The sequence below is a fragment of the Oryzibacillus soli genome (assembly GCF_051594765.1).
Classification (GTDB): Bacteria; Bacillota; Bacilli; order Paenibacillales; family NBRC-103111; genus Paenibacillus_AR.
Genome location: NZ_JBPPGJ010000004.1, coordinates 220,595 through 244,773, shown reverse-complemented (window position 1 = coordinate 244,773; position 24,179 = coordinate 220,595). Strand labels below are relative to the sequence as shown.

At 60.8% G+C, this 24,179-nt stretch carries 14 protein-coding genes; 11 read left to right on the top strand and 3 right to left on the bottom strand.

What is annotated here, in order from left to right; all coding sequences use genetic code 11:
• Positions 1-13: 13 nt before the first annotated feature.
• From ACSEXW_RS07095 to ACSEXW_RS07085, 3 genes are read left to right on the top strand one after another with little or no spacing between them, the layout of a single operon-like run.
• Positions 14-7,201 (top strand): non-ribosomal peptide synthetase, encoded by a 7,188-nt coding sequence (locus ACSEXW_RS07095; protein ID WP_438445411.1) that lies wholly within the window; start codon positions 14-16, stop codon positions 7,199-7,201.
• Positions 7,185-7,397, top strand: a complete 213-nt coding sequence (locus ACSEXW_RS07090; RefSeq protein ID WP_438445410.1) for an MbtH family protein — start codon at positions 7,185-7,187, stop codon at positions 7,395-7,397. The genes ACSEXW_RS07095 and ACSEXW_RS07090 overlap by 17 nt, the downstream gene beginning before the upstream one ends.
• Positions 7,397-8,143, top strand: coding sequence for a 4'-phosphopantetheinyl transferase family protein (locus ACSEXW_RS07085; RefSeq protein WP_438445409.1), 747 nt, complete (start codon positions 7,397-7,399; stop codon positions 8,141-8,143). Before ACSEXW_RS07090 ends, ACSEXW_RS07085 begins: the two co-directional genes overlap by 1 nt.
• Before the next feature lie 691 nt (positions 8,144-8,834).
• Here the strand turns inward: ACSEXW_RS07085 and ACSEXW_RS07080 are convergent.
• Entirely contained in the window at positions 8,835-9,692 is an 858-nt protein-coding gene (locus ACSEXW_RS07080) for an AraC family transcriptional regulator (protein ID WP_438445408.1), read from the bottom strand.
• 124 nt (positions 9,693-9,816) lie between these two features.
• Between ACSEXW_RS07080 and ACSEXW_RS07075 the strand changes: the two genes are divergently transcribed.
• Positions 9,817-11,886 carry a beta-galactosidase gene (locus tag ACSEXW_RS07075; protein WP_438445407.1) on the top strand — a complete coding sequence of 690 codons (2,070 nt, stop codon included), beginning with the start codon at positions 9,817-9,819 and terminating at the stop codon, positions 11,884-11,886.
• Between the two features lie 120 nt (positions 11,887-12,006).
• On the opposite strand, the gene ACSEXW_RS07070 is transcribed toward ACSEXW_RS07075, so the two are convergent.
• Positions 12,007-13,419: an alpha/beta fold hydrolase gene (locus ACSEXW_RS07070; RefSeq protein ID WP_438445406.1), complete on the bottom strand. Its 1,413-nt coding sequence runs from the start codon at positions 13,417-13,419 to the stop codon at positions 12,007-12,009.
• Between the two features lie 268 nt (positions 13,420-13,687).
• On the opposite strand from ACSEXW_RS07070, the gene ACSEXW_RS07065 reads away from it, so the two are divergent.
• On the top strand, positions 13,688-15,043 hold the full coding sequence (locus tag ACSEXW_RS07065; protein WP_438445405.1) for a dicarboxylate/amino acid:cation symporter: 1,356 nt from the start codon (positions 13,688-13,690) through the stop codon (positions 15,041-15,043).
• A 48-nt stretch (positions 15,044-15,091) separates the two neighbouring features.
• Here ACSEXW_RS07065 and ACSEXW_RS07060 read toward each other — a convergent pair whose 3' ends face one another.
• Positions 15,092-17,350 carry an AraC family transcriptional regulator gene (locus ACSEXW_RS07060; protein ID WP_438445404.1) on the bottom strand — a complete coding sequence of 753 codons (2,259 nt, stop codon included), beginning with the start codon at positions 17,348-17,350 and terminating at the stop codon, positions 15,092-15,094.
• A gap of 397 nt (positions 17,351-17,747) precedes the next feature.
• On the opposite strand from ACSEXW_RS07060, the gene ACSEXW_RS07055 reads away from it, so the two are divergent.
• The 6 genes from ACSEXW_RS07055 to ACSEXW_RS07030 all read left to right on the top strand — a co-directional run bounded on the left by ACSEXW_RS07055 (position 17,748) and on the right by ACSEXW_RS07030 (position 24,121).
• A complete protein-coding gene (locus ACSEXW_RS07055; protein ID WP_438445514.1) occupies positions 17,748-18,683 on the top strand; it encodes an ABC transporter permease in 936 nt (311 codons plus the stop codon).
• 12 nt (positions 18,684-18,695) lie between these two features.
• The gene (locus tag ACSEXW_RS07050) at positions 18,696-19,589 is read left to right on the top strand and encodes a carbohydrate ABC transporter permease (protein WP_438445403.1); all 894 of its coding nucleotides are present in this window, start codon (positions 18,696-18,698) and stop codon (positions 19,587-19,589) included.
• Between the two features lie 53 nt (positions 19,590-19,642).
• Positions 19,643-21,241, top strand: coding sequence for an extracellular solute-binding protein (locus ACSEXW_RS07045; RefSeq protein ID WP_438445513.1), 1,599 nt, complete (start codon positions 19,643-19,645; stop codon positions 21,239-21,241).
• Between the two features lie 91 nt (positions 21,242-21,332).
• Positions 21,333-22,772, top strand: coding sequence for a family 43 glycosylhydrolase (locus tag ACSEXW_RS07040; RefSeq protein WP_438445402.1), 1,440 nt, complete (start codon positions 21,333-21,335; stop codon positions 22,770-22,772).
• Positions 22,773-22,892: 120 nt separating this feature from the next.
• Complete coding sequence (locus tag ACSEXW_RS07035; RefSeq protein WP_438445401.1) at positions 22,893-23,396, top strand: DUF3189 family protein; 504 nt, start codon at positions 22,893-22,895, stop codon at positions 23,394-23,396.
• 164 nt (positions 23,397-23,560) lie between these two features.
• A complete protein-coding gene (locus ACSEXW_RS07030) occupies positions 23,561-24,121 on the top strand; it encodes a histidine phosphatase family protein (protein ID WP_438445400.1) in 561 nt (186 codons plus the stop codon).
• The last annotated feature ends 58 nt before the right edge of the window (positions 24,122-24,179 follow it).

Genomic DNA, 24,179 nt, shown 5'->3' with positions numbered 1-24,179 from the left:
GAGGAATTCCAGGATGATGAGCACGATTACGGCCCGGCGCAAGCTTACCGGCGCCCAAGCCGGCATCTGGTTCGCCCAGCGGCTGGATCCCTGCAATCCCGTCTTCCATACGGCCGAATATGTGGAGATCCATGGGGACCTGAATCTGGTATGGTTCGAGCAGGCGGTTCGGCAGGCCGTGGGGGAGGCGGATGCCCTGCACGTACGCTTTGAGGAGGATGAGGAGGGACCTTGGCAGATTCCCGTCCGCGACTCGGAGTCGTGGACGTTCCACCATGTGGATACCGCTTCGGAGACCGACCCGATGGAAGCTGCGTTAGCGTGGATGCGGAAGGATCTGGCGGTGGCGCCGAATCTGGAGGCGGGCCGGTTATTCACTCAAGCCTTGTTCCGGCTGGCGGACGATCATTACCTCTGGTACCAGCGGATCCATCACATTGTCATGGACGGCTACGGGTATTCCCTGTTGGCTCAGCGGACGGCGCGTCTCTATTCCTGGAGAATGAACGGAATAGCGGGGGTGGAGCGAGGCTTCGGTACGCTGGAGAGCATGCTGGAGGAAGAGCGTGCTTATGTGGAATCGGAGGCATACCGGCAGGACCGGCAGTACTGGATGGACCGGTTGGGAGACCGTCCCGACGTACCCAGCCTGGCGGAACGGGCTTCCCGAACCACATCTAGCTTCCTGCGCTCCAGTGCGGAGCTGTCCCCCTACCATAGCAAGCTCCTGCGGGAGAGAAGACCGGACAATCAAGGGGGACTACACGAAAAGGCACTGGCCGCCGCAGCCATATATCTGAACCGTATAACGGGTTCGGAGGACCTGGTTCTGGGCGTCCCCATGATGGGACGGTTCGGCTCGGTCACGCTTAATATCCCCGGAATGGTCATGAATATCATTCCCCTGCGGGTGCAGGTCCGGCCGGAGGAAAGCATCGCCCGCTTGGTCGGGCGGATTGCCGTAGAGCTGAAGGAGGCGAGCCGTCACCAGAAGTTCCGGCATGAGGAGCTGCGGCGGGAGTTGAAGCTCCTGGGGGATAACAGCCGACTGTTCGGCCCTATGGTGAATATCATGGGCTTCCAGACCGATCTCATCTTCGCGGGCTGCCGGGGGAAGGTTCATTCGTTGTCGGCCGGTCCGGTGGACGATCTGTCCATCCAGGTCATCGACGGCGGCGAAGGCGGTGCCATCCGGCTTCACCTGGATGCCAACCCGGAGGTGTACACGGAGCGGGAGCTGCAGAACCACAAGGATCGGCTCGTCCGACTGCTCGGCAGTCTGGCGGAGGCGGAACCGTCACGTCCGGTAGGGCAATTGGAGCTCTTGTCATCCGCCGAACGCTTCCGTGTACTTGCCGAATGGAACCGTACGGAGCAGGAGCTGCCGGGCGCTCCGGTCACCCGGCTTTTCGAGTTGGCGGCGGCCCGAAATCCGGAGGCCGTGGCGCTCTTTTTCCGGGAGAGGGCGGTGACTTATAAGGAATTGAATGAGCAAGCGAACCGACTGGCGTATCTGCTTAGGAAGCAGGGAGTCGGGGAGGAGCAGATGGTGGCCTTGGCCCTGCCCCGCTCGCCCGAGCTTATCGCCGCTATGCTGGCGGTGCTGAAGTGCGGAGCGGCCTATCTCCCCCTGGACCCGGACTATCCGCCGGACCGGATCGCTTATATGCTCGAGGATGCGCGCCCCGCCTGTATCATGGCCAGCTCCGGAACCGCCGGGGAGATCCCTGCACTCCATGCGGCCGGCGTGCCGGTCTTCCTGTTGGATGACCCGGGCTTGCTGCAGTCCCTGGAGGAACTGGATGGCTCCGCCAATCTGGTCTTAAGAGAGAACGGCTTGCACCCGGCGTATGTGCTGTACACCTCCGGCTCCACCGGAAGACCGAAGGGAGTCATGGTCACCCGGAACGGGCTGGCCAATTTCTTGGCCGCCATGCAGGAGCAGGTGCCCCTGGGCGCAGGTGACCGTCTGCTGGCTGTGACGACCGTCGCCTTTGACATATCGGGACTGGAGATCTACCTGCCTCTCCTGACCGGCTCCTGCTTTGTCCTCGCGGAGAAGGAAGCACTTCTGGATCCGCAGCAGCTGGCTGGTATGCTCCGTCGGTACCGGATTACCGTCATGCAGGCCACTCCGGCGCTGTGGTACAGCCTGGCGGCTCACGAGCCCGACAGTCTGCGGGGATTGCGGGTGCTGGTGGGCGGCGAGGCGCTGCCGGGGCACCTGACTGAGACTCTGCATGGTCTGGGATGCCGGATCACCAATCTGTACGGACCGACGGAAACCACCATCTGGTCCACGTCGGCCGAGCTGGATCCGGACTCTCCCGGGATAGCCGCCCCTCTGATCGGCAAGCCGATCCGGAATACCCGGGTCTACGTGCTGGACGGAGGGCTGCAGCCGGTTCCGGTTGGAGCGGCTGGAGATTTGTACATTGCCGGGGACGGTCTTGCGCGAGGGTATCTGAGAAGGCCGGAGCTCACGGCCGAACGCTTCGTGGCGGATCCTTATGGACCTCCGGGCAGCCGGATGTACCGGACGGGCGATACGGCGCGCTGGCTGGAGGGCGGCTCCCTGGACTATATCGGCCGGTCGGACCAGCAGGTCAAGCTCCGGGGCTACCGGATCGAGCCCGGCGAGATTGAAGCCGTTCTGGCCCGTCATCCGCAGGTTACCCGTGCGGCCGTCATGGTACGGGAGGATGAGCCGGGGGAGAAGCGGCTGGTCGGATATGTGGCCTCCAGCACTCCGGCAGCCTCCCGGGAGTATCGGGAGTATCTCCGGAAGCTGGTTCCGGAGTATATGGTGCCTTCCGCCATCGTGGTCCTTCCGGACCTGCCGTTGACCCCCAACGGGAAGCTGGACCGCAAGGCATTGCCGGCCCCCGGGCTGTCCGCAGGAGGAGCCGGGAGGGAGCCACGCACTCCCCAGGAGGAGATTCTCTGCGGCTTGTTCGCAGAAGTGCTGGGCCTGCCCCGGGTGGGAATCGACGACAGCTTCTTCGAGCTGGGCGGCCACTCGCTGTCCGCGGTTCGGCTGATGAGCCGGATCCGCGATATGCTGGGCGCTGAACCGGGAATCGGCAGACTGTTCGAGACTCCGACGGTAGCCGGGCTGACCCGCTGTCTGGATCATGCGTCAGCTCTGCGTCCGGCCCTGGTTCCGTTCGAACGGCCGGAAGGGATTCCGCTGTCCTTGACCCAACGGCGGCTCTGGTTCCTTCACCTCTTGGAGGGAGCCGGGCCGACCTACAACATCCCTTTGGTTCTCCGCATGTCCGGCCCGCTGAACAAGGAGGCCCTACAGGCTGCGCTGGGGGACGTAACGGACCGGCATGAGATTCTCCGGACTCTGTTCCCCTCCCGAGACGGCAAGGCCCGCCAGCATATTCTGGAGGCGGAGCAGGCCCGGCCCAGGCTAGAGGTCATCCGGGCGGGGGCGGACGATCTGGAGCAGGTGCTGCGGGAAGAGGTCCGGTACGGCTTCGAGCTGTCATCGGAAACGGGCTTCCGGGCCAGGCTGTTCGCAGTGGCGGAGGAGGAGCATGTGCTGCTCCTGCTCCTTCACCACATCGCCGGTGACGGCTGGTCTCTCGGACCGCTGGTCCGGGATCTGGCGGCCGCCTACAGGGCCCGGTGCGATGGAACGGAGCCGGATCTGACGCCACTTGCGGTCCAGTACGCGGACTATGCGCTTTGGCAAGAGCGGCTATTGGGCAGCGAGAACGATCCGACCAGCCTCTATGCCGTGCAGCTGGAGTATTGGCGGCAGGCCTTGGCAGGCCTGCCGGAGCAGCTGGACCTGCCGGTGGACGGCGTCCGGCCTGGAGAGGAAAGCAGCGGCGGAGATACAGTGAATGTGGAGCTTCCGCCGGAGCTGCACGGACGGCTGGAGGAGCTGGCCCGGAAGCATAAGGTCAGCTTGTTCATGGTGATCCAAGCTGCGTTAGCCGCCCTGCTGCACCGTCTGGGAGCCGGGACGGACATTCCCATCGGCTGCCCGGTTGCGGGACGCCAGGATGATGCCGCCGGCGAACTGGTCGGATTCTTCGTCAATACCTTGGTGCTTCGTTCCGATTTGTCCGGCCAACCGTCTTTTACGGAGCTGTTGGATCGGGTGCGTCGGGTGAATCTGTCCGCTTACGAGCATCAGGATATTCCGTTCGACCGTCTGGTGGAAGTGCTGAATCCTGTTCGTACTCCGGGGCGGAACCCGCTGTTCCAGGTGATGCTGGCCTACCAGAATACGCCGGAGCCGGACCTGGTTATGCCCGGATTAAACACGGATATGAAGCTCTTAAGCGTCGGCTCATCCAAGTTCGACCTGACCCTGGAGCTTCGCGAGCACCGTTCGAAGGCCGGGCAGGCCGCCGGTCTGGAGGGCTGGTTCGAATACAAGACCGACTTGTTCCGGCGGAGTACCGTCGAGCGGATGGCGGCGAGACTGCGGCTTCTCTTGGAGCAGGCGTCGGAGGAGCCGGATTTGCCCATAGGACGGCTGAACCTCCTAACACCCGAGGAACGGATTATGGCAAGCACGCTTCCGGCGGCGAACCCGCTTACGGACCATACGACCTTGACCAGTTGGTTCGAGGCCCGGACCAAGCTCCAGCCTCATTCGACGGCGGTGGAGGATGCGGAAGCGTCATGGACGTACGCCGAGCTGAACGAGCGGGCGAACCGTTTGGCCCATCGTTTGATCACCATGGGAATCGGCCCGGAGGACACGGTGGCGCTGGCGCTTCCCCGGTCCAACGGCATGGTGGCGGGAATTCTGGGGGTGTTGAAGGCCGGTGCGGCTTACCTGCCGCTTGATCCGGGCTATCCGGAGGAGCGCATCGCCTACATGCTCCGGGATGCCGGTCCTGTCTGTCTGGTGACCACCGCTGATTCTGCTCCGTCCATCCCCATTGACCGCAGTCTTCCGGTGGTGCTGCTTGGCGCCGATGGCGGCGGGGAGGACTTCATGACGGCTTCGGATTCAAATCCGATGGACCAGGATCGGAAGGCGCCTCTTATGCCGGACCATCCGGCGTACATCATCTACACCTCCGGCTCCACCGGAAGCCCGAAGGGGGTCGTGATCCCGCACCGCAATGCGGTCCGGTTATTCCGCGCAACGGAGCATTGGTACGGGTTCGGCAGTGAGGATGCTTGGACGCTGTTCCATTCCTACGCCTTCGATTTCTCCGTCTGGGAGATCTGGGGGGCCTTGCTCTACGGAGGCAGGCTGGTGGTGGTCCCCCACGGGATCAGCCGCTCTCCGGCCGATTTCCTGAAGCTCTTGGCCGAGAAGAAGGTGACCGTGCTCAATCAGACGCCTTCCGCCTTCTACCAATTGATGCAAGCCGACCGGGAGCATCCGGCCGACGGGAAGGCCCTCTCCCTGCGTTATGTGATCTTCGGTGGAGAAGCGCTGGAGCTGAACCGGCTGCAGGATTGGTATTCCCGCCATCCGGACCATGCGCCGAAGCTCGTGAACATGTACGGCATTACCGAAACGACGGTACATGTCAGCTACCTGGAGTTGGACCGGGAAAATATTAAGCTGAACGGAAGCAGCCTGATCGGCATTCCGATTCCGGACCTTCGGGTGTACGTTCTGGACGATTGGCTGCAGCCGGCACCCTTCGGCACAGCGGGAGAGATGTACGTGGCGGGTCCGGGCCTGGCGCGGGGGTATTACAACCGGCCACAGCTGACGGCGGAGCGCTTCGTGGCGGATCCGTTCGGTCCGCCCGGCAGCCGCATGTACTGGACGGGTGACCTGGCGAAGCGTCGGGAGGACGGGACGCTGGATTATATCGGCCGGGCCGACCAGCAGGTGAAGATCCGGGGCTTCCGCATCGAGCTGGGTGAGATCGAATCGGTGCTGGCGGGGCATCCGTCGGCGGCCCAGGCCGCCGTAGTGGTCCGGGAGGATCAGCCCGGGGATAAGCGCTTGACCGCGTATATCGTGCCGAACCCGGGGACGGTAGCGGATCCGGCAGAGCTGCGGCGGTATGCCGCCGGACGGCTTCCGGACTATATGGTTCCTTCGGCGGTCGTTGCGGTGCCGGTCCTGCCTCTGACCCCCAACGGGAAGCTGGACCGCAAGGCTTTGCCTGCGCCGGATCCGGCAGGTGTCCGGTCCGGCCGTGGTCCCCGGACCCCACAGGAGGAGATGCTCTGTCGGCTGTTCTCGGAGGTGCTCTGCATCCCCCGCAACAGCATCGGCATCGACGACAGCTTCTTTGATCTGGGAGGTCATTCCCTCCTGGCCGTGCAGCTGGTCAGCCGGATCCGGGACGCTCTCGGAGCGGAGCTTGGCATCGGCAGCCTGTTCGAGGCCCAGACTGTCGCGGGTTTGGCAGAGCGGCTTGATCTGGGAGGAGGCGGCAGCTCTCTGGATGTGCTGCTGCCGCTTCGGACCAAGGGCTCCCAGCCTCCGCTGTTCTGCGTGCATCCGGCCGGCGGCTTGAGCTGGTGCTACGCGGGGCTTCTCAAGGCTCTGGGACCGGACATACCGGTCTACGGCCTGCAGGCCCGGGGCATCAAGGAGAAGGGGGCGCTTCCGGAGTCCCTTGACGGGATGGCGGCGGATTACATCCGTCAGCTCCGTTCGGTTCAGCCCCATGGCCCGTACCGTCTGTTGGGCTGGTCCTTGGGAGGCAACGTGGTCCAGGCCATGGCCAAGCTGCTTCAAGAGCAAGGGGAGGAGGTTGGGCTTCTGGTCATGCTGGACGCTTACCCGAACCACTTCCTGCCCTTGCAGGAAGCTCCGGACGAACGGGAAGCGCTGATTGCGCTCTTGGCGCTGGGCGGCTACGATCCCGATAGTCTGGGAGACCGTCCGCTGGATTTTGCAGCCGCTATGGAGATTCTGAACCGGGACGGCAGCGCCCTCGCCAATCTGGAGGAGAGCACCATCCGCAATCTGAAGGAAACCTACGTCCATTCCGTCCGGATCATGGGCGAATACAAGCCCGGGGTGTACAGGGGTGACGTGCTGTTCTTCCGCTCCACCGTCATTCCCGATTGGTTCACGCCCCTGTACCCGGATACCTGGTCCCCCTACTTTCAGGGCGGAATCGAGCTGGTGGAGCTGAACTGCCGCCACAAGGACATGTGCCAGCCGGAGCCTCTGGCCGAGATCGGCCGATATCTGGCCAACCGACTGAACCGGAGCGAGGAGGAGAAGATCGATGGCGAACCCATTTGAACGGGCGGATGCCTTGTATTGCGTGCTGGTCAATGGAGAAGGACAGCATTCGCTCTGGCCGGGCTTCCTTGCCGCACCGCAGGGCTGGAGCCAAGTATTCGGACAGGCGAACCGCCAAGCCTGCCTGGACTATGTCCGGGACCATTGGAGCGATATGCGCCCGCTAAGCGTCCGTCCGGTAGCGGATTGCGTGTGATGGAAGCGGCAGTACGGCCGAATGCGGCCCCTCCGACCCTACTGTCCCATCCGTCCCCGGAGATTGTTCCCCTGCTGGAGGGGGGCAACTGCCAGGTATGGTGGGCCCGTCTCGGAAACCTGCGGCCGTGGCATTGGATACTCTTGAACGGGGTGGAAAAGGCTCGCGCCGAAGCCTACCGGTTCCAGGAGGACCGGACCCGGTTCATTCTGGGCTGCGCCGTGAGCCGGCTGGTCTTATCAGCTCAGCTGGGGATCTCCCCGGAGCTGGTGCCCCTGGACCGGACCTGCTCCCGGTGCGGCCGGCCCCACGGACGCCCGCAGCTCCCGGATGGGACCGGTCCCCGGCTGTCGGTGACCCACTCCGGTGATCGGGTGGGGGTGGCTTTTAGCGCCACGGCGGATGTGGGGTTGGATGTGGAGTGGTGCCGAGCTTCCTTGGACGTAAGGCCGATGGCGGCGGGGATCGTGTCCGAGGAGGAGGCAGCCGAGCTGGAGGGGCTGTCCCCGGAAGGCTGCCGGCACATCTTCTACCGCATCTGGACCCGCAAGGAGGCGCTGCTGAAGGCCACGGGCCAAGGCCTGTCCGTTCCGATGGACCAAGTGGATCTGGCGGAGTGGGCGGGGGGCTTGTACGATCTGGACGCCGGTCCGGGTTACCAAGCGGCGCTGGCCATACTGGATCCGGCCGTGTTCACGGTCCGGGAGCTGGATGCATCGGGGATTCTGGAGCGGGAGGAACGGTAACAGGTTACCGGCCGCAGGAAGAAATCGCTTGCACTTACCGCCACCTGCTGGAGATCACCATGGAGTATCTGCCCTCCACCGGGCTCATTCTGTGCGAGCCCTCGGCGGAGCGTTGGGAGGCACAAGACGGCGTCCACCCTCGGCGGCGGCTCACGAGCTCATCGCCCGGGTGACCGTTCAAGCCAGTAAGCTGGCGCTGTAGGAAGGGGCAGGGGTGAAGGCTGGACTCGGATGATCCGAGTCCAGCCTTTTTGTGTTCGCGCCCCCTGCAATTGGCGGGTAAGCGCGCGGTTAAGGCTTGCCGCCGCCTTAACGATCGCCCCGGGGTGGGGCGGCATGATTTAAGGCGACCCACCGCCTTAACGGCCGTGGGTTCCCCACACGTGGCGGGTAAGCGCGCGGTTAAGGCTTGCCGCCGCCTTAACGATCGCCCCGGAGTGGGGCGGCGTGATTTAAGGCGGCTCACCGCCTTAACGGCAGCAAGCTCCCAGCATCTGGCGGGTAAGTGCGCGGTTAAGGCGGCTCACCGCCTTAACGCCCGGCGCCGGCCTTGTCCGGTGGGTGCGCTAAAGCCAGTGCTGGCGCTTGGGACCGGTGCACCAGCTCCAGGAGAATCAGGAGGAAGCGGTCAAGGTCCAGGTATAGGGACCAAGGCCGCTTGTTTGAGTATGGTTCTTGCTGTAGGGCGGAGTCAGTCCGCTGTGGGCCCAGGTACGCGCTTGATATACTGCTTGGGAGTCGAGCCATAGAAACGCTTGAACATCCGGATGAAGTAGCTGGTTTCCATGCCGAGCCGTTGCGCCACCTCCTCCACACTGATGCCGGAAAAATCCGTGAACAGCTGAACGGACCGGCGCATACGAAGCTGCAGCAGATACTGCTGTGGCGTCACGTGGTATTCGGCTACGAACAAACGGTGGAAGTGTTGGACGGAATAGCCGGCGGCGCGGGCCAGATTGCTCACCAGAAGACGCTCGCTGTAGTGGGTATGCATCAGGCGGACGGCGGTCTGCAGGGCGGATGTGGGGTGTCCCCCGGACAGACTGTTCTGGGAAGCGCGCTTAGGGGGAGCCCAGCTCTCCAGGAGGGTCACGGCCATACTGTAGATCCGTCGGGAGGCTTCCCAGGTTGCGTTCTCGCCGTTCAGGCTGATTAACTGCCACAAAGCCTCCAACTGCTCCCACAAGGCTGCAAAATGCTTCGTCCGGTGCACCGCCCCGGCCCGGTCTCCCATCAGGCCGAGCAGCGAGGAGGCCGCTTTGCCGTTGAAGGCGACGAAGCCCAGATCCCAGCTTTCCAACGGGCTCGCAGGCGTATAGGAGTGGGGGGTATCGGCGGGAAGAAGGAGCACGGAGCCGGCCGGAAGCGTCTGCTCCGGGCGGCCGTGAATCCGGAAGATGCCGGTGCCGCTGCGGCAGAGGAAGATCTGATGGGCGGGGTAGCCCTGTGGCCGGTCAATGCGGTGCTGTTCATGGTTTCCCGCACAATACACATATAAGGGAAGGGTTTCCTCCAGGTTGGCGAATTCGGCCAGCAGGAAGGGCATCATGGGATGGTTCGCCTCCATGTTCATTTTGTACGATTATTTGGTTGCTCTATTCTATGAGTATACTCCATTATTCCTTATGATCATAGAAGATGAGTGAATCCAACGATCAGAGGAGTGGATATCCATGACGGTGAAATTCCCGCCGATTTCCAGCAAGCTCCCCGTCTTCATGCACGGGGCCGACTACAATCCGGATCAGTGGCTGCATGATCCTAAGATATTCGAAGAGGACCTTCGCTTGATGAAGCTGGCCCGGTGCAATGTCATGTCCATCGGCATCTTCTCCTGGTCGGCGCTGGAGCCGGAGGAGGGCCGATTCGAGTTCGGCTGGCTGGACCATGTGCTGGACCGGTTCGCCGAGAACGGCATCTACGCGTGGTTGGCTACGCCGAGCGGAGCCCGTCCTGCCTGGATGTCGCAGAAATACCCCGAGGTGCTCCGGGTCCAGCGCAATCGGGTGAGGAACCTTCACGGCTTGCGGCATAACCACTGCTTCACGTCTCCGGTCTACCGGGAGAAGGTGGAGATCATGAACACGAAGCTGGCGGAGCGGTACGGCAAACATCCGGCCGTAGTGGGTTGGCATATCTCCAATGAGCTCGGCGGAGATTGTCACTGCAGCTACTGCCAGGACGCCTTCCGGGCATGGCTCAAGGCCAAATACGGCTCGCTGGAGGCATTGAACCGGGCTTGGTGGACGGCCTTCTGGAGCCATACCTATACGGATTGGGCCCAGGTGGAGTCCCCCGCCCCCCATGGCGAATCCATGGTCCACGGCCAGAATCTGGACTGGAACCGGTTCGTGACGGATCAGACGGCGGATTTCTACCGGGTGGAGGTGCGGCCCTTGAAGGCGCTGAGTCCGGAGCTGCCTTGCACGACGAATATGATGGACCTGTTCTATGGACTTGATTACCGGAAGCTGGCGCAGGAGGTGGACGTGATCTCCTGGGATGCGTATCCGACCTGGCACGAGGCGGATTCGGACGGGGATGTGGCGGCCTGGTTCTCCTTCAACCACGACTTGTTCCGTTCGCTTAAGAAGAAGCCATTCATGCTGATGGAGAGCACGCCCAGCTTGACCAACTGGCAGTCTGTAAGCAAGCTGAAGCGCCCGGGTATGCATCGGCTGTCCTCGCTGCAGGCGGTGGCCCATGGTTCGGACACGGTGCAGTATTTCCAATGGCGGAAGAGCCGGGGCTCCAGTGAGAAATTCCACGGCGCCGTCGTCGACCATGTCGGCCACGAGAACACCCGCGTCTTCCGTGATGTGGCGGAGCTGGGCGAGACCCTGGCCGGACTGGGTGAGATCCTCGGTACTTCCGTACCGGCCGAAGCAGCCATCCTCTTCGATTGGGACAACCGCTGGGCCGTCAACGATTCGCAGGGGCCCCGCAATAAGGGTATACACTATGAGAAGACGGTGATGCAGCATTACCGGGCTCTGTGGGAGCTGGGCGTGCCGGTGGATGTGATCGGCGCGGAGGATGATTTTGCAGGGTACAAGCTGCTGGTGGTGCCGATGGTGTATCTCATGCGCCAGGAGACCGGAGAGAAGCTGGAGCGATTCGTACGGGCGGGCGGCACCATTGCCGTCACCTACTGGACCGGTGTGGTGGAGGAGCACGACCTGTGCCATCTGGACGGCTTCCCCGGTCCTCTGCGGACGGCGGTGGGCATCTGGGCGGAGGAGATCGAGGGGCTGCACGACCGGGACCGCAACGCGCTTGTGATGGAGGCGGGGAATGTGCTGGGCTTAGACGGCAGCTATGAGATTCATGAGCTGTGCGAGCTGATCCATGCGGAGACGGCTGAGGTGCTGGCGGTGTATGGCGACGATTTCTATGCCGACCGGCCTGCGTTGACACTGAACCGACTGGACGCTGGGCGGGCGTATTACTTAGCGGCGCGGGTCAGCGACCCGGCGTTCTATCTGGCGTATTACCGGAAGCTGGCGGAGGAAGCCGGAGTACGCCGGGCAATTGCCGCCGAGCTGCCGGAGGGAGTGACGGCCCAGCTCAGGACGGATGGGAGGAACGAGTACGTGTTCCTTCTGAATTTCTCGGGCCGGCCGGCGGTGGTTGACGTAGAAGCGGCAGGCTATACGGACGCAGAGGGCGGCAACGGTCAGGTATCCGGATCCGTGGAGCTTCCGCTTAACGGCGTCCGCATCCTGAAGCGCAGCGTGCAATAAACAGCGCAGCAACACCAAAAAGACGGTCGAGCGGGTTGAACCCGGGCCGTCTTTTTGGTATTGACCTTAACGGGTTAGGTACCTGTTCGCTTACGGACCCGAGCTAGCTACAGATCGGTCCTAAAGGTTGATCTCTACCCCTCGCAGCCCGCCCCGAAAACCGGCGCCCAACCGGATCCGGTTGCCGGTCAGCACCACTTCCGGGACCTCGCGGCGAACCAGCAGTTCTCCGTCCAACCGAAGCTCCGCGCTGCCGGACCGTACGGAGAATTCCGCTTCGTGCCACTCTCCCGGTCGGAACTTCGCAGCACCGTCCTCCCCGTATAACGCCTGGCCGAAAATATGCAGAACCAGTCCGTGCTCCCGGTCCAGCTGCAGGCTGTAGCCGTGATGGAACCGGCCGAAGGTGCCCAGCCGGCTGATCAACTCCCCTTCTGGGTCATCGGCCTTGAATTGCAGCCGGACCCGGGCGGCGCCTCCCATGCCGTAGAACGTCTCCAGCAGGTATCCTTGCGGACCGCCGGTGCAGATAAGGGTAGGGCCTGCAGGCGCACAGCCTGCGGCTACCAACGCTTCCGTGATCCTCCGCCCGTCCGCATAGAGAGAGCCGTCCCCATGGGGGTCGCCCATTTCCAGGACATCGCCCGGTTGGAGCCAGCCTAAGCCGACCAGGTGGGCGTCAATGGCTTGTGTGGCTTGGACGATGATTCGGTGTGGGGACCTCCAGCCGATGAGGAGGAATGAGTGGGACGCGTCAGGCAGCAGCAGCAGCTCGCACGGTCTGCTCAGGCTCTTCATCGCAGCATGAAAGTCCGTACTATGCCGAGGCTGAACGACCTGATCCTGCAAGCCGTGGATGAGCAGGAAGGGAACCGTGGCGCCGGATATATGAAGAAGCGGCGATAACGCACGGGCTTTGTCCGCTACGGGTGCCGCCTCCGACTCCCAGACAGTCCGGCCCGGAGAAACGAAGGCGAGCCAAGTCGGATCCCGTAGATCCGTGATCGGATTGATCGCCATCACGGCGTTGGCCATGGCACTGACGGAGCGGTCCTCGCCGGGGGCGTCATAGGCATCGATGGTGCCCAAGCAAGCAGCCAAGTGTCCGCCTGCGGATTCCCCAAGCACCGCTATCCGGTCCGGATCGATCTGGTACTTCTCCGCGTGCTGCCGTAGGTGGCGGACCGCGGAGCGGACGTCGCTGTAGAGATCGAACAGGCTGGGGCCGTTCATGAATGCTTCCGGATCCTGCTGCGGGTTGGATACGTGACGATAGGTCATCACAGCGGCGATGGCCCCACGGGAAGCGAAATACCGGGCGTGCGGCGCCAAAATATCGCCATTCCATGGGCGGTTGTCTTTCCTGCCTGCAAACCCTCCGCCATGAATAAGCAGTATGACGGGATGCCTGGAGCGGTCCGCCCACTCCGGGGGATAATAAATATGCATCGGCAGCGTCAGGCCGTTAACCTCTTTATAGATGACCTCCACATCCGGCAGAAGCTCCAAGCGGTCGATATCGTCGATGATCATGAGAGTGCCTCCAATACGTAAAAAGGTTATCGGTAACCCTATTTTACGCTTGTAGTTTTCCTAAGGCAATGTCCAAGAAAAATGTTAATCGTATAGGATTGACGCCTTTCTCTCCCCGTGCTATGATCTCTTCATATTAATCCTAGTGGTATACTTGGTTAAAACATAAGGCGAAGCCGATCAGTCCACTGAAGGCTCTTTTCTCCCGCACAGTCTGCAGGGGGAGGAGCCTTTTGGTATACCACCGGGAAGAGAGAGGGGAACAACCATGAAGAACAACCTATGGACCGCTTTGCAAACCAACTGGATCAGCTTGACGGTGTCCATCGTCATCATCGGAGTCTTGTACGTTCTGGCACGCAAAAGATGGGGCTTCGGCACCCGGGTGCTTATCGCATTAGGCCTGGGCCTGGCGGCGGGCACCGTCTTCCACAGCTACAAATGGGACGCCACCAGCGTCGGCACCATCGGCTCCATCTATGTGAACCTGATCAAGATGCTCGTTATTCCGCTGGTCGTCGTGCTGGTCTTGAACAGCATCTCAACCGTTACGAATACCAGCCACCTCCGCAAAATCGGGGTCAAAACCATCTCCTGGTTTCTCTTGACCACAGGCATTGCCGCCTTGATCGGCCTCCTCGTCGCCTTGGCGGTGGATCCGGGATCGGGCATCAGCCAAGAGGTGCCCAAGACCTTCAAGCCTCGGGACATTCCGACCTTCTCCCAGGTGATCCTGGATCTGGTGCCGGCCAACCCCGTCAATGAGATGGCATCCGGCAAGGTGGTTCCCGTGCTGATCTTCACCATCTTCGTCGGTGTGGCGCTGGTTCATCTCAGCTCGAAGAAGCCCGAGGCGGTCCGGCCGGTGAAGGAGCTGATCGAATCGCTGTCCCAGCTGTTTCATCAGGTCATCAAGTACGTCATCCGCTTGACTCCCTACGGCGTCTATGCGTTGGTCGGCTCCATGGCCGCCAAGTACGGGTGGGACACCATCAGCCCCCTGGCCAAAATCGTACTGGCCACCTACGCGGCCCTCTTGCTCCATTTCCTCTTCACCTTCGGCGGATTGGTCACCTTCGTGGCGAGGGTGAATCCGATCCGATTCTTTCGCAAGGCGTATCCGACCATCGCCGTCGCATTTACGACCCGGAGCAGCTATGTCACGCTGCCCGTCAATCTGGAGGTCATCACGAAGCGGCTGCGCGTATCGCCCCGTATCGCCAGCTTTGTCGCCCCGCTGGGCTCGACGATGAACATGAATGGCTGCGGCGGCGTCTGGCCTGCGGTGGTGGCGGTCTTCGTCGCCCGGGTGTACAACATTGACCTCGGCCTGTCGGATTACGTGCTCATCGTGCTGATCAGCACCATCTCCTCCATCGGGGTGGCCGGTGTTCCCGGGCCGGCGTCGATCTCCACCACGGTGGTGCTGACCGCACTTGGGCTGCCCTTAGAGGGCCTCGGCCTGACATTGGCCATCGACGCCGTCGTGGACATGGGCCGAACCGCCGTGAATGCGACGGGAACCACAGTTGCTTCGCTTCTTGTCGCAGATTCGGAAGGTGAATTCGACCGGGAGGCCTTCAACCGGGAGCAGGATGACCAGCTGGAGCTGAATCCGGCGTAAAATATAGAGAACGGCCGCACGGTACCTCCGTGCGGCCGTTCTTTATTTTCAGCCCAATCCCAGCTCATTGATCCGGCTCTTGCGGTACTCCGAGGGGGTGACGCCGAAGCGCTTCTTGAACATCCGGTGGAAGTAGGAGGTGCTGGTGTAGCCTGTCAGCTCGGCGATCTCCGCGATGGAGCGGTCGCTCTGCTCCAGATGCTCCTTGGCCTTCTCCAGCCGGTAGTCGTTGATGACATCGACGATGGCGTTCAGGGTCAGCTGCTTATACACCCGGCTCACGTAGATGGAGGACATATCCAACTGATCGGCGATCCAGTTGAGGCACAGGTTCGGGTCCGCATAATGCCGGAAGATCAGCTCGTTGATGCTCCGCACCAGATCCCCCTGCTTGACGCTCCGCTTCTCGGTCAGCTTCCCTTGGACCTCCTGGAGGAAGGAGCGGAAGGAGGCGGTCAGCTCCGCTACGGTCTCCACCGCATCCGCGGAGGGCATGTAGATGTCGAGTCCGCCGCGAACATCCAGGGCTCCGTTCTTCTGGATGGTGTAGATCAGGTTGTTGATGGTCATGGTCAGATGGGAGAGGGCGAGCCGCATGACGTGGATGGGATAGTGGGACGTTTCCTCCACCATGCCCGTGAAGAGCTCCATGGCCTCCTCCACCTTGCCGGTCATGACGGCCTCGGAGAGCCGCTTCTCCTTCTCCGCCGGATAGACGTACTCCTTGGACTTCAGAGCCAGGATATCCTCCGAATCGATCAGGCAGCCGTGCCCATAGAACATCCGGTGCAGAGACGCTTCCTTCACCTGCTCGTAGAGCGGATGCAGATGCAGCGGCTGGTTCGTCACCGGGCTGTACGCCGCCGAGACGCTGATGGACAGCAGCTCCTGCACGGCTCTCTGAATCCGGCTGAGCCGCTGCGTAAACTCCATCGCCTCGTGGCCGTCCCCGGCCGGACGAACGTTGACGATCACCGCGACGCTGTCATCGTCCATATCCACCGCCTCCGCCTTGCAGGAGCCTTCGGACAGAATCTCCGCGCCAATGTTCATAATGGCGAATTTGTAGAGGGGCAGATCGCTGCCCCGCTTGGCCTTCAGCTGGTGGAAGCGGTCGATCTTCAGGAGCACGAGCCGGTAATCCTCCTGGAACGAGAAGGCGATGCCCAAGCTCTTCAGATGCTCCAGCCTCTGGACGCTGGATAGGGTGCGCGTGCCGAGCAGCAGGGCCCGGAGGGCATTCTGCTTCAGGGTCTGGGAGTTGTTGCGCTTCTCCGTCTCTAAGGAATTGATCTTATTCACGATCCGCCGGATCGGCACATAGAGGATGCCGGAGAGCAGCCAAGAGATCAGAAGTCCGGCCAGCAGGATGAAAGCGGCGATGGTGACCGTCGTATTCCGCACCGTCCGGATGGTATCCGTAATCGTGTGATAGGGGGTCACCCGGATGTACTGCCAGCCCAGGGCGTCCTTCTCCGTTATGGAGATCAGAGACTTCTCCTGGTTGAAGGTCTTGATGAAATACCCCGTCGTGTTGTTCGCCGCGGCGCCGGCGATCAGATCCGCCTCCGCCTCCGTCCACAGAGGGGGGAGCAGGGTTTTGGCGGAGAGCATGCGCCCCTGGTCATCCAGGATGAACGTCTGGCCTGGCTGTTGCCCATTGTCGGGAGCGGCCTCCTTGTGGATCCAGGCGGCGGATATATTCACGATGACGGCCGAATTGATGGATTGATTCTTATTGATGGCGTCGTAGCACAGGTATGTGTAAGCGCTTATATTTTCCGGGTTGTCAGCATCCGTCCGGTAGGTTCTGGGAATGGGGGTGAACGGCTTGTATTCCCGGAAGTGCTCCAGGATGTCCATAATGTTCTTGTCGGCCAGCTCCTTGCGGCTGAAGATGCCGTTCTGCCCGCTGTGGGCGGCGATATAGAAGGTCTCCGAGGCGGAGTTGTAGACCAGGATCGATTCGATGAACGGCATGGAGTTCAGGTAGTTCGAGATCTCTCCCATGGCGGCCGTCACGTCGAAAATATGCGGCACGGGATAGTACAGGAGCTTGGCGATGGTGCCGTTGCGGTAGATCTGGAAGGCCAGGGACTGGGCGCTGTCCGTCATGCCGCTGATCTCCTTGCTGGTGCGGCTTAAGCCGTTCAGGTCCGACTGATAGGCCTGCTTCAGGGCGATTCCGGAGTAATTTCTATAGTAGAGATACGAGGAGCTGAGCAGGGTCACGACAATGCACAGGGTGATGGAGAGCAGGAAGGTGGTGAAGAGCCTGCGGTTCTTGACAAAGGATCGAGCTTTCATGCACCGGCACCCCCGATATTATGAAGTTCTTCTCTATACTGGAGAATCGTATCATAAACCGCAGGACCCCATCTAGTGTAAAAAGGTGACCGATGTGCACTTTTCATACCTCGTTGAACAAACCGAACTTGTTCAAGCTGCCACCGGGAATGTTCACTTGCCGCCGGATCGTTCACCCGCTCCGGCTCCGGCCGTTTCACACCTCGGCGGATCGTTCATGCGCACTTCCGCAGAATAGTTCACCTCCCGCCGGAAGCTTCACTTTTCGCCCTTGCCGGCAGGGCCTATACTTCGAATCAAGCAAGCCCGACGCAGCAGACGGCGGAACCCTTAAGGAAGGTGATGAACGTTGAACCCAGGCACCCTAGCAAGAGAAAGCGCGGACCGTGCGGCAGGCATGACCGTCATCAAGAAGAAGAAACGAGGCTTCTGGTATGAGCTGATCACGAACCGGATCATGTTCTTGATGCTGCTGCCCGCACTCCTGTTCTTTCTGATCAACTCGTATTTCCCTATGGTGGGCATCTATTATGCCTTTACGAAATTCGATTTCAACAAGAGCTTGTTCGAGAGCGATTTCGTCGGGCTGGAGAATTTCAAATTCCTATGGAGGTCCGGCATTCTTGTCCGGCTGACGCTGAATACCTTCGGTTACAACCTGGCCTTCATCGTGTTGGGGAACGTACTGGCCGTCGCGCTGGCCATTATGCTGAGCGAGCTCAGGCTCAAGTGGTTCAAGAAGCTGACCCAATCGGTCATGTTCCTGCCCTACTTCGTCTCCTTCGTCATCCTGAGCGTCATCGTGTACAACATCTTCAATTATGAGACCGGCTTCCTGAACACGACGCTGAAGAGCTTCGGCATGGAGCCCTTGGATGTCTACAGCAAGCCTGTCGTCTGGATCTTCCTCATCATTCTCTTCTACCTGTGGAAGAACATCGGATACAGCATGGTCATCTACCTGGCCTCCATCACCGGCATCAACGACGAGTATTACGAGGCGGCGAAGATCGACGGGGCGAATATTTTCCAACGAATCTGGTACATTACGGTTCCCATGCTGAAGACCACCTTCGTCATGCTCCTCCTGTTCGCGCTGGGCAGCATCATGAAGGGCCAGTTCGACCTGTTCTACCAGCTGGTGGGCAACAACGGCCTGCTCTACAACACCACGGACATTCTCGATACCTATGTATACCGGTCGCTGAAGGTCACCTTCGAGATCGGGATGGCCACCGCCGCAGGGGTCTACCAATCCGTATTCGGCTTCGTGCTGATCATGACGGTGAACTGGATCATCCGCCGGATCAACGACGAATATGCACTGTTCTAAGGAGGGAGTCCCTTGAAGATCAAAGACGAGAAGTACTACCGGTCCTTCCAGGCCGTCGCTTATCTGGTCATACTGCTGGCCGCCGCCGCCTGCCTGTTCCCATTCCTGCTCATCATCGCCGCATCCCTCACGGACAATGCCACCATCATCCGCCAAGGGTATCACCTGATTCCGCCCAAGTTCTCCCTGGAGGGCTACCGGATGGTGTTCAAGTTCCCGGACGAGGTTCTCCGGGCATACGGAGTTACGACCTCGGCCACCCTGATCGGTACTGTCTGCGGGCTGTTCTTCATGACCATGGCGGGATATGTCCTGCAGCGCAAGGATTTTAAGTACCGGAACCAAGCGGCGTTCTTCATCTACTTCACCACCCTGTTCGGCGGGGGGCTGATCCCCTGGTACATCATGCTGACGAAGTACTTTAAGCTCATGGACCGATTCGCCGTGCTGGTGCTGCCGGGTCTGATGACTCCGTTCCTCATCATCCTGATGAAGAACTTCATCCGCTCCGCCGTGCCGGACGAGATCATCGAATCGGCGAAGATCGACGGGGCCAACGATTTCACCATATATTGGAGAATCGTGCTCGCGCTGTCCATGCCCGGCATCGCCACCGTAGGCCTGTTCCTGGCCCTGCATTACTGGAACGACTGGTTCACCTCGTCCCTGTTCATCAACGACAAGGCGCTCTACCAGCTCCAGTATTACCTGTACAACATCATGAACACCATCTCGTTTATGACCAACATGGGAGCGGGCACAGGAATCACCCTGGCGGAGGAGATCCCGACGGAATCCACCAAGATGGCCATGGCATTGATCGTCACCGGACCCATCGTGCTCTTGTACCCGTTCGTCCAGCGGTATTTCGTGAAGGGCTTGACGATCGGCGCGGTCAAAGGTTAAAACCGGATTAGGTACCTCCGTCCGGCTAACATATCTATCCAGGTAAAGGGAGGATTCACATGGTACACAAAAAGGGTAAGGTCACCGCATCGCTCGTGACCGCAGGCTTAGTGGCCGGCATGCTGGCCGGCTGCTCCGGCGGGGATAAGGACGCAAGCTCCAGCCCGGCGGTTACGGCAGCCGCAGGCGGGACATCGCCGCAGGCACAAGCTACGGCCACGGCCAAGCCGGGTCTCGACACCTCCAAGAAGGTGGAGCTCCAGTTCTACATGCTGGGGGGAGCACCGAAGGATCTGCCGGTCATCGAGGAAGAGGTGAACAAGCTGGCGCTGGCGGACCTGAACGCCACGGTGAAGTTCAACTTCACCACCTGGACCGACTGGGAGCAGAAGTATAAGCTTCTCCTGTCCTCCGGCCAAGCGGTGGACCTGATCTATACGGCGGAATGGACCAAGTTCCAGGCTTATGCCAAGAGCGGCGCCTTCCTGGCTCTTGACGATCTGCTGCCCAAGGCTGCACCCAAGCTCCAGTCCTTCGTGCCGAAGGATATGTGGGAAGCGGTGAAGATCGACAACAAGATTTATACCGTGCCGGCCACCTATAAGGAGTATGTCACCGACGGCTTCGTCTGGCGGGAGGATCTGCGGAAGAAGTACAATCTGCCCAAGCCGGTGGATCTGGCCTCCTTCGAGGCGTATCTCGACGGCATCAAGAAGAATGAGCAGGGGATGATGCCTCTGGCCCTGAACTCCGACATCAGCGGTGGACTTATCGATCGCATCCGGGAGCTGAACAAGTGGGTCGGCGGACCGATTCCATACGGCGTGGGCATGAAGTATGACAAGCCTAACGAGGTCTATTCCTACTGGGGCTCCGACGAGCAGAAGCAGGACCTGACCATGATCAAGCGCTGGGCGGACAAAGGCTTCTTCCCGAAGAACGTCCTGAACGTGAAGGATACGCTGCCGGACCAGATCGTCAACGGCAAAGCGGCCGCCATCATCGGAGATAACCCGACCCGCTTCAACGACTCGCTGGCCAAGATGAAGTCGGCGCACCCAGACTGGGATCTGGCCTACCATCCGTTCCCGCTGACCACCGGGTACGCTACGCCGGTGCATCCGATCCACAACGGCTTCGCCGTGCCGAAGAGCAGCAAGAACGCCGAGAGGGCTCTGGCTTTCTACGAGAAGCTGGTTACGGACAAACGCTACAATTGGCTGACCCAATACGGCATCCAAGGCAAGAATTTCGACATAGAGAACGGCTATTACAAGATGCTGGGCGACAGCACCTCCAACGGCTTCCCACGTGAAGGCATGCAGGGCTGGGCTTGGCGGAATCCGGAGTTCATGCTGTTCGATAAGGGCTATGACAATGTGAAGGCCATCTTCCAGCAATTGGACAAAATCCAGAAGCCCGACATCTTCATGGGCTTCGCCGAGGACTACAGCTCCTACCAGGCGGAGCGGGCGGCGCTGGAGCAGGTGGAGAAGCAGTACCTGTACCCGCTGCAGGCCGGTCTGGTGGCGGATATCAACGACGGCTTGAACACCTTTATGAGCAAGGCCAAGACGGCCGGACTCGAGAAGGTGCAGGCGGAGTACAAGAAGCAGTGGCTGGAGTACACCGCAGGCAAGGGCATTAAATAAACGATTGGCAACGCAGCAGGACCGGCGGATCTGGAGGATCAGGAGAAGCCGGTCCTGCTTTTTGATTCTAATCATGTGAGGAGGAGTAATGATGAGAAGCAAGATGTGGCCGAAGCGGGCAGCCTGGTGGCTGAGTCTCCTGCTGCTGCTGGTCCTGTACCCGCAGTCGGGAATGGCCGCCGGGGTGACGATTACGAACGGTCCGGTCTGGTATGACACCACGGGGGGCACCATTCAGGCCCACGGAGGAGGAATCATCAAATCGGGCTCCACCTATTATTGGATCGGGGAGGACAAGATCCACAATTCCGCCACCTTCCGTGATGTGGTCTGTTACTCCTCCACGGACCTGAAGAACTGGAAGTGGGTCAGCTATCCGCTGAAGACGACCTCCGCAGCGGAGCTGGCCAGCAGCAAGGTGGAGCGCCCCAAGGTGATCTACAACGCTTCGACGGGCAAGTACGTCATGTGGATGCATTACGAGAACGCGGCGGATTATTCCCTGGGCCGGGTGGCGGTGGCCTCCAGCGACTCGGTGTGCGGGAATTATACGTATCACGGCAGCTTCCGGCCTTTGAATTATGAATCCCGGGATATGACCGTATTCAAGGATGATGACGGGAGCGCGTACCTGATCACCGCGTCCAACTCGGGGGGCGGCGCCAACGATTCCCTGGCCTCGTTCAAGCTGACCTCCGACTACCTGAATGTGGCTTCGTTCCAGGGCTGGGTGTTCCAGAACGGGCATCGGGAGGCGCCGGCCATCGCCAAGCAGGGCGGCAAGTACTTCATGATCACCTCGGGAGCCTCCGGCTGGTACCCGAACCAGGCGATGTATGCCACGGCTTCCTCCATGGCCGGCCCATGGTCGGCGCTGCAGCCTCTGGGGAACACCTCGGCGTTCTTCTCGCAGTCCACCTTCATTCTGCCGGTTCAGGGCAGCTCCGCGACGACCTATCTCTACATGGGGGACCGTTGGAACTCCGGCCAGCTGGGCGATTCCCGCTACATCTGGCTGCCGCTGACCTTGAACGGGGCGGCGGGGACGGCCGCGCTGGAGTGGAGCAGCAGCTGGACCCTAGATGCCGCGACGGGTGTAACGACGGCCAACGGCATGACGAACCACGCCCTCAACAAAACCGCCACCGCCAGCTCGACCGCTACCGGTTATGCGGCATCCCGGGTTAATGACGGCAATTACCAGACGGAATGGAAGGCATCCGCCGTGACGTGGCCGTCCTGGTGGCAGGTCGACCTGGGAGCTGCGAAGAACATCCGGGAGGTGGATATCTCCTGGTTCATGTACAAGGGCTCCGAAGGGTATTATCAGTACAAGATCGAATACAGTACGGACGGCACCACCTGGACCGCCATCGACAAGACCTCGAACAAGACGTATGGCTTTACATCGGACAGCGTTAACTTCACCGCCAGGTATGTGCGCATCAACATGGTCAATGCCGTGCTCTGGAACAATCCGAATAATTGGTACACCCCGACGCTCTATGAAGTGAAGCTGCTCGGGAATTAAGGACGGACCCTGCGCGGATGGCGGCGCAGGGTTTCTTTTGTGGGATCGGTACGGGGGGTTGATTTTCGGCAGGCTGGAAATACTTAGTGGAGAGGATGATGGTTCAAGAAAGGAAGTCCCATGATCTACATCTACAATGATTTCGGCGGAACGCATACGAGCGTAATGGCCGCCTCCTACCATCTGGGCCGTCTGGATGAGAGCCGGGAGCCGACCGAAGAGGAGATCCTCGGCGTGCCCTACTTCAACGAGCTGGAGTACCAGGACCGGGGCCAGCTGATCTTCCATGGGGAGGATTCAGAGGGGCATCGGGTCTACACCATGGCGAGAGGCCGCTCCAAAATCCTGGTGCCGGGACTCTGCAATCTGATCCGGACTCTTCAGGAGACCGGGGAGCTTCAAACCCGGATCGTACTGTCCAATACGTCCCCAACCGTCCCGCTGCCGATGACCATCGGCGGCTTCCTGTCGCGGATGCTCCGCATTCACCTCCTCGGCGTGCCCCTCCTGCTGATGGGGGCGAAGATGACCTATCCCCGGATCATCCGGCTGGTTCACCGGACCAAGGAGACGGCGCGAGCGGCGAAGTCGGAGCTGGTCATATTGAACAATTCGGATTTGTAGCCCGCCCGAAAGCGAATCCTCCCTTCTCAGCACCGGAGGCTTCGGCTTCCGGGCTGTTTTTTTGAAGGGGGGAAGGTGCGCGGGTGGAAGGAAATGTTAGAGGGGATGAAGAAGTAATAGGGATGGTTTGATGCAGACATCGGGCAGGAGGGATGGGTGATCGGGTGACGATCATATATTTCGTACGGCATGCGGAATCGGTGTATATTCCCCATCGGGAGAGGGAGCGGGGACTGACGGAGAAGGGCCGGGAGGCTGCGAATCGGATGGCGGACCTGCTGGGGGAAGCCGACATCGATGGTATGCTGTCCAGCCCGTATGAACGGGCGATCGAGACGGTTCGTCCCATGGCAGAGAGGCGCAAGCAGGAGATCCGGCTGGTGGAGGATCTGAGAGAGCGGGCGATCGGGGAGATTCCGGAGGATGGCTTCCAATCGGCCAAGAAGCGGGTGTACGAGGATTTTCAGTACGCCTATCCGTCGGGTGAATCGGGCTATCAGGCTCAAGACCGGGCCTTGCGGGCGCTCCTGTCGATTCTGGAGGAGTATGATGGGAAGCGAATCGTGATCGGGACCCATGGGGATATCCTGACGTTGATGCTGCATGCATTCGATCCGTCATACGGGTATGACTTCTGGCAGGCATCTACCATGCCGGATCTGTACCGGGCGACCTTCAGCGGCCGGACGCTGGAGCGGGTGGAGCGGTTGTGGGGGCAATCTTGAAGGGAAGGCCGGCTGATAAAGCTTTGACTGACTGGACTCTAGTGAATGGGAGGAATCA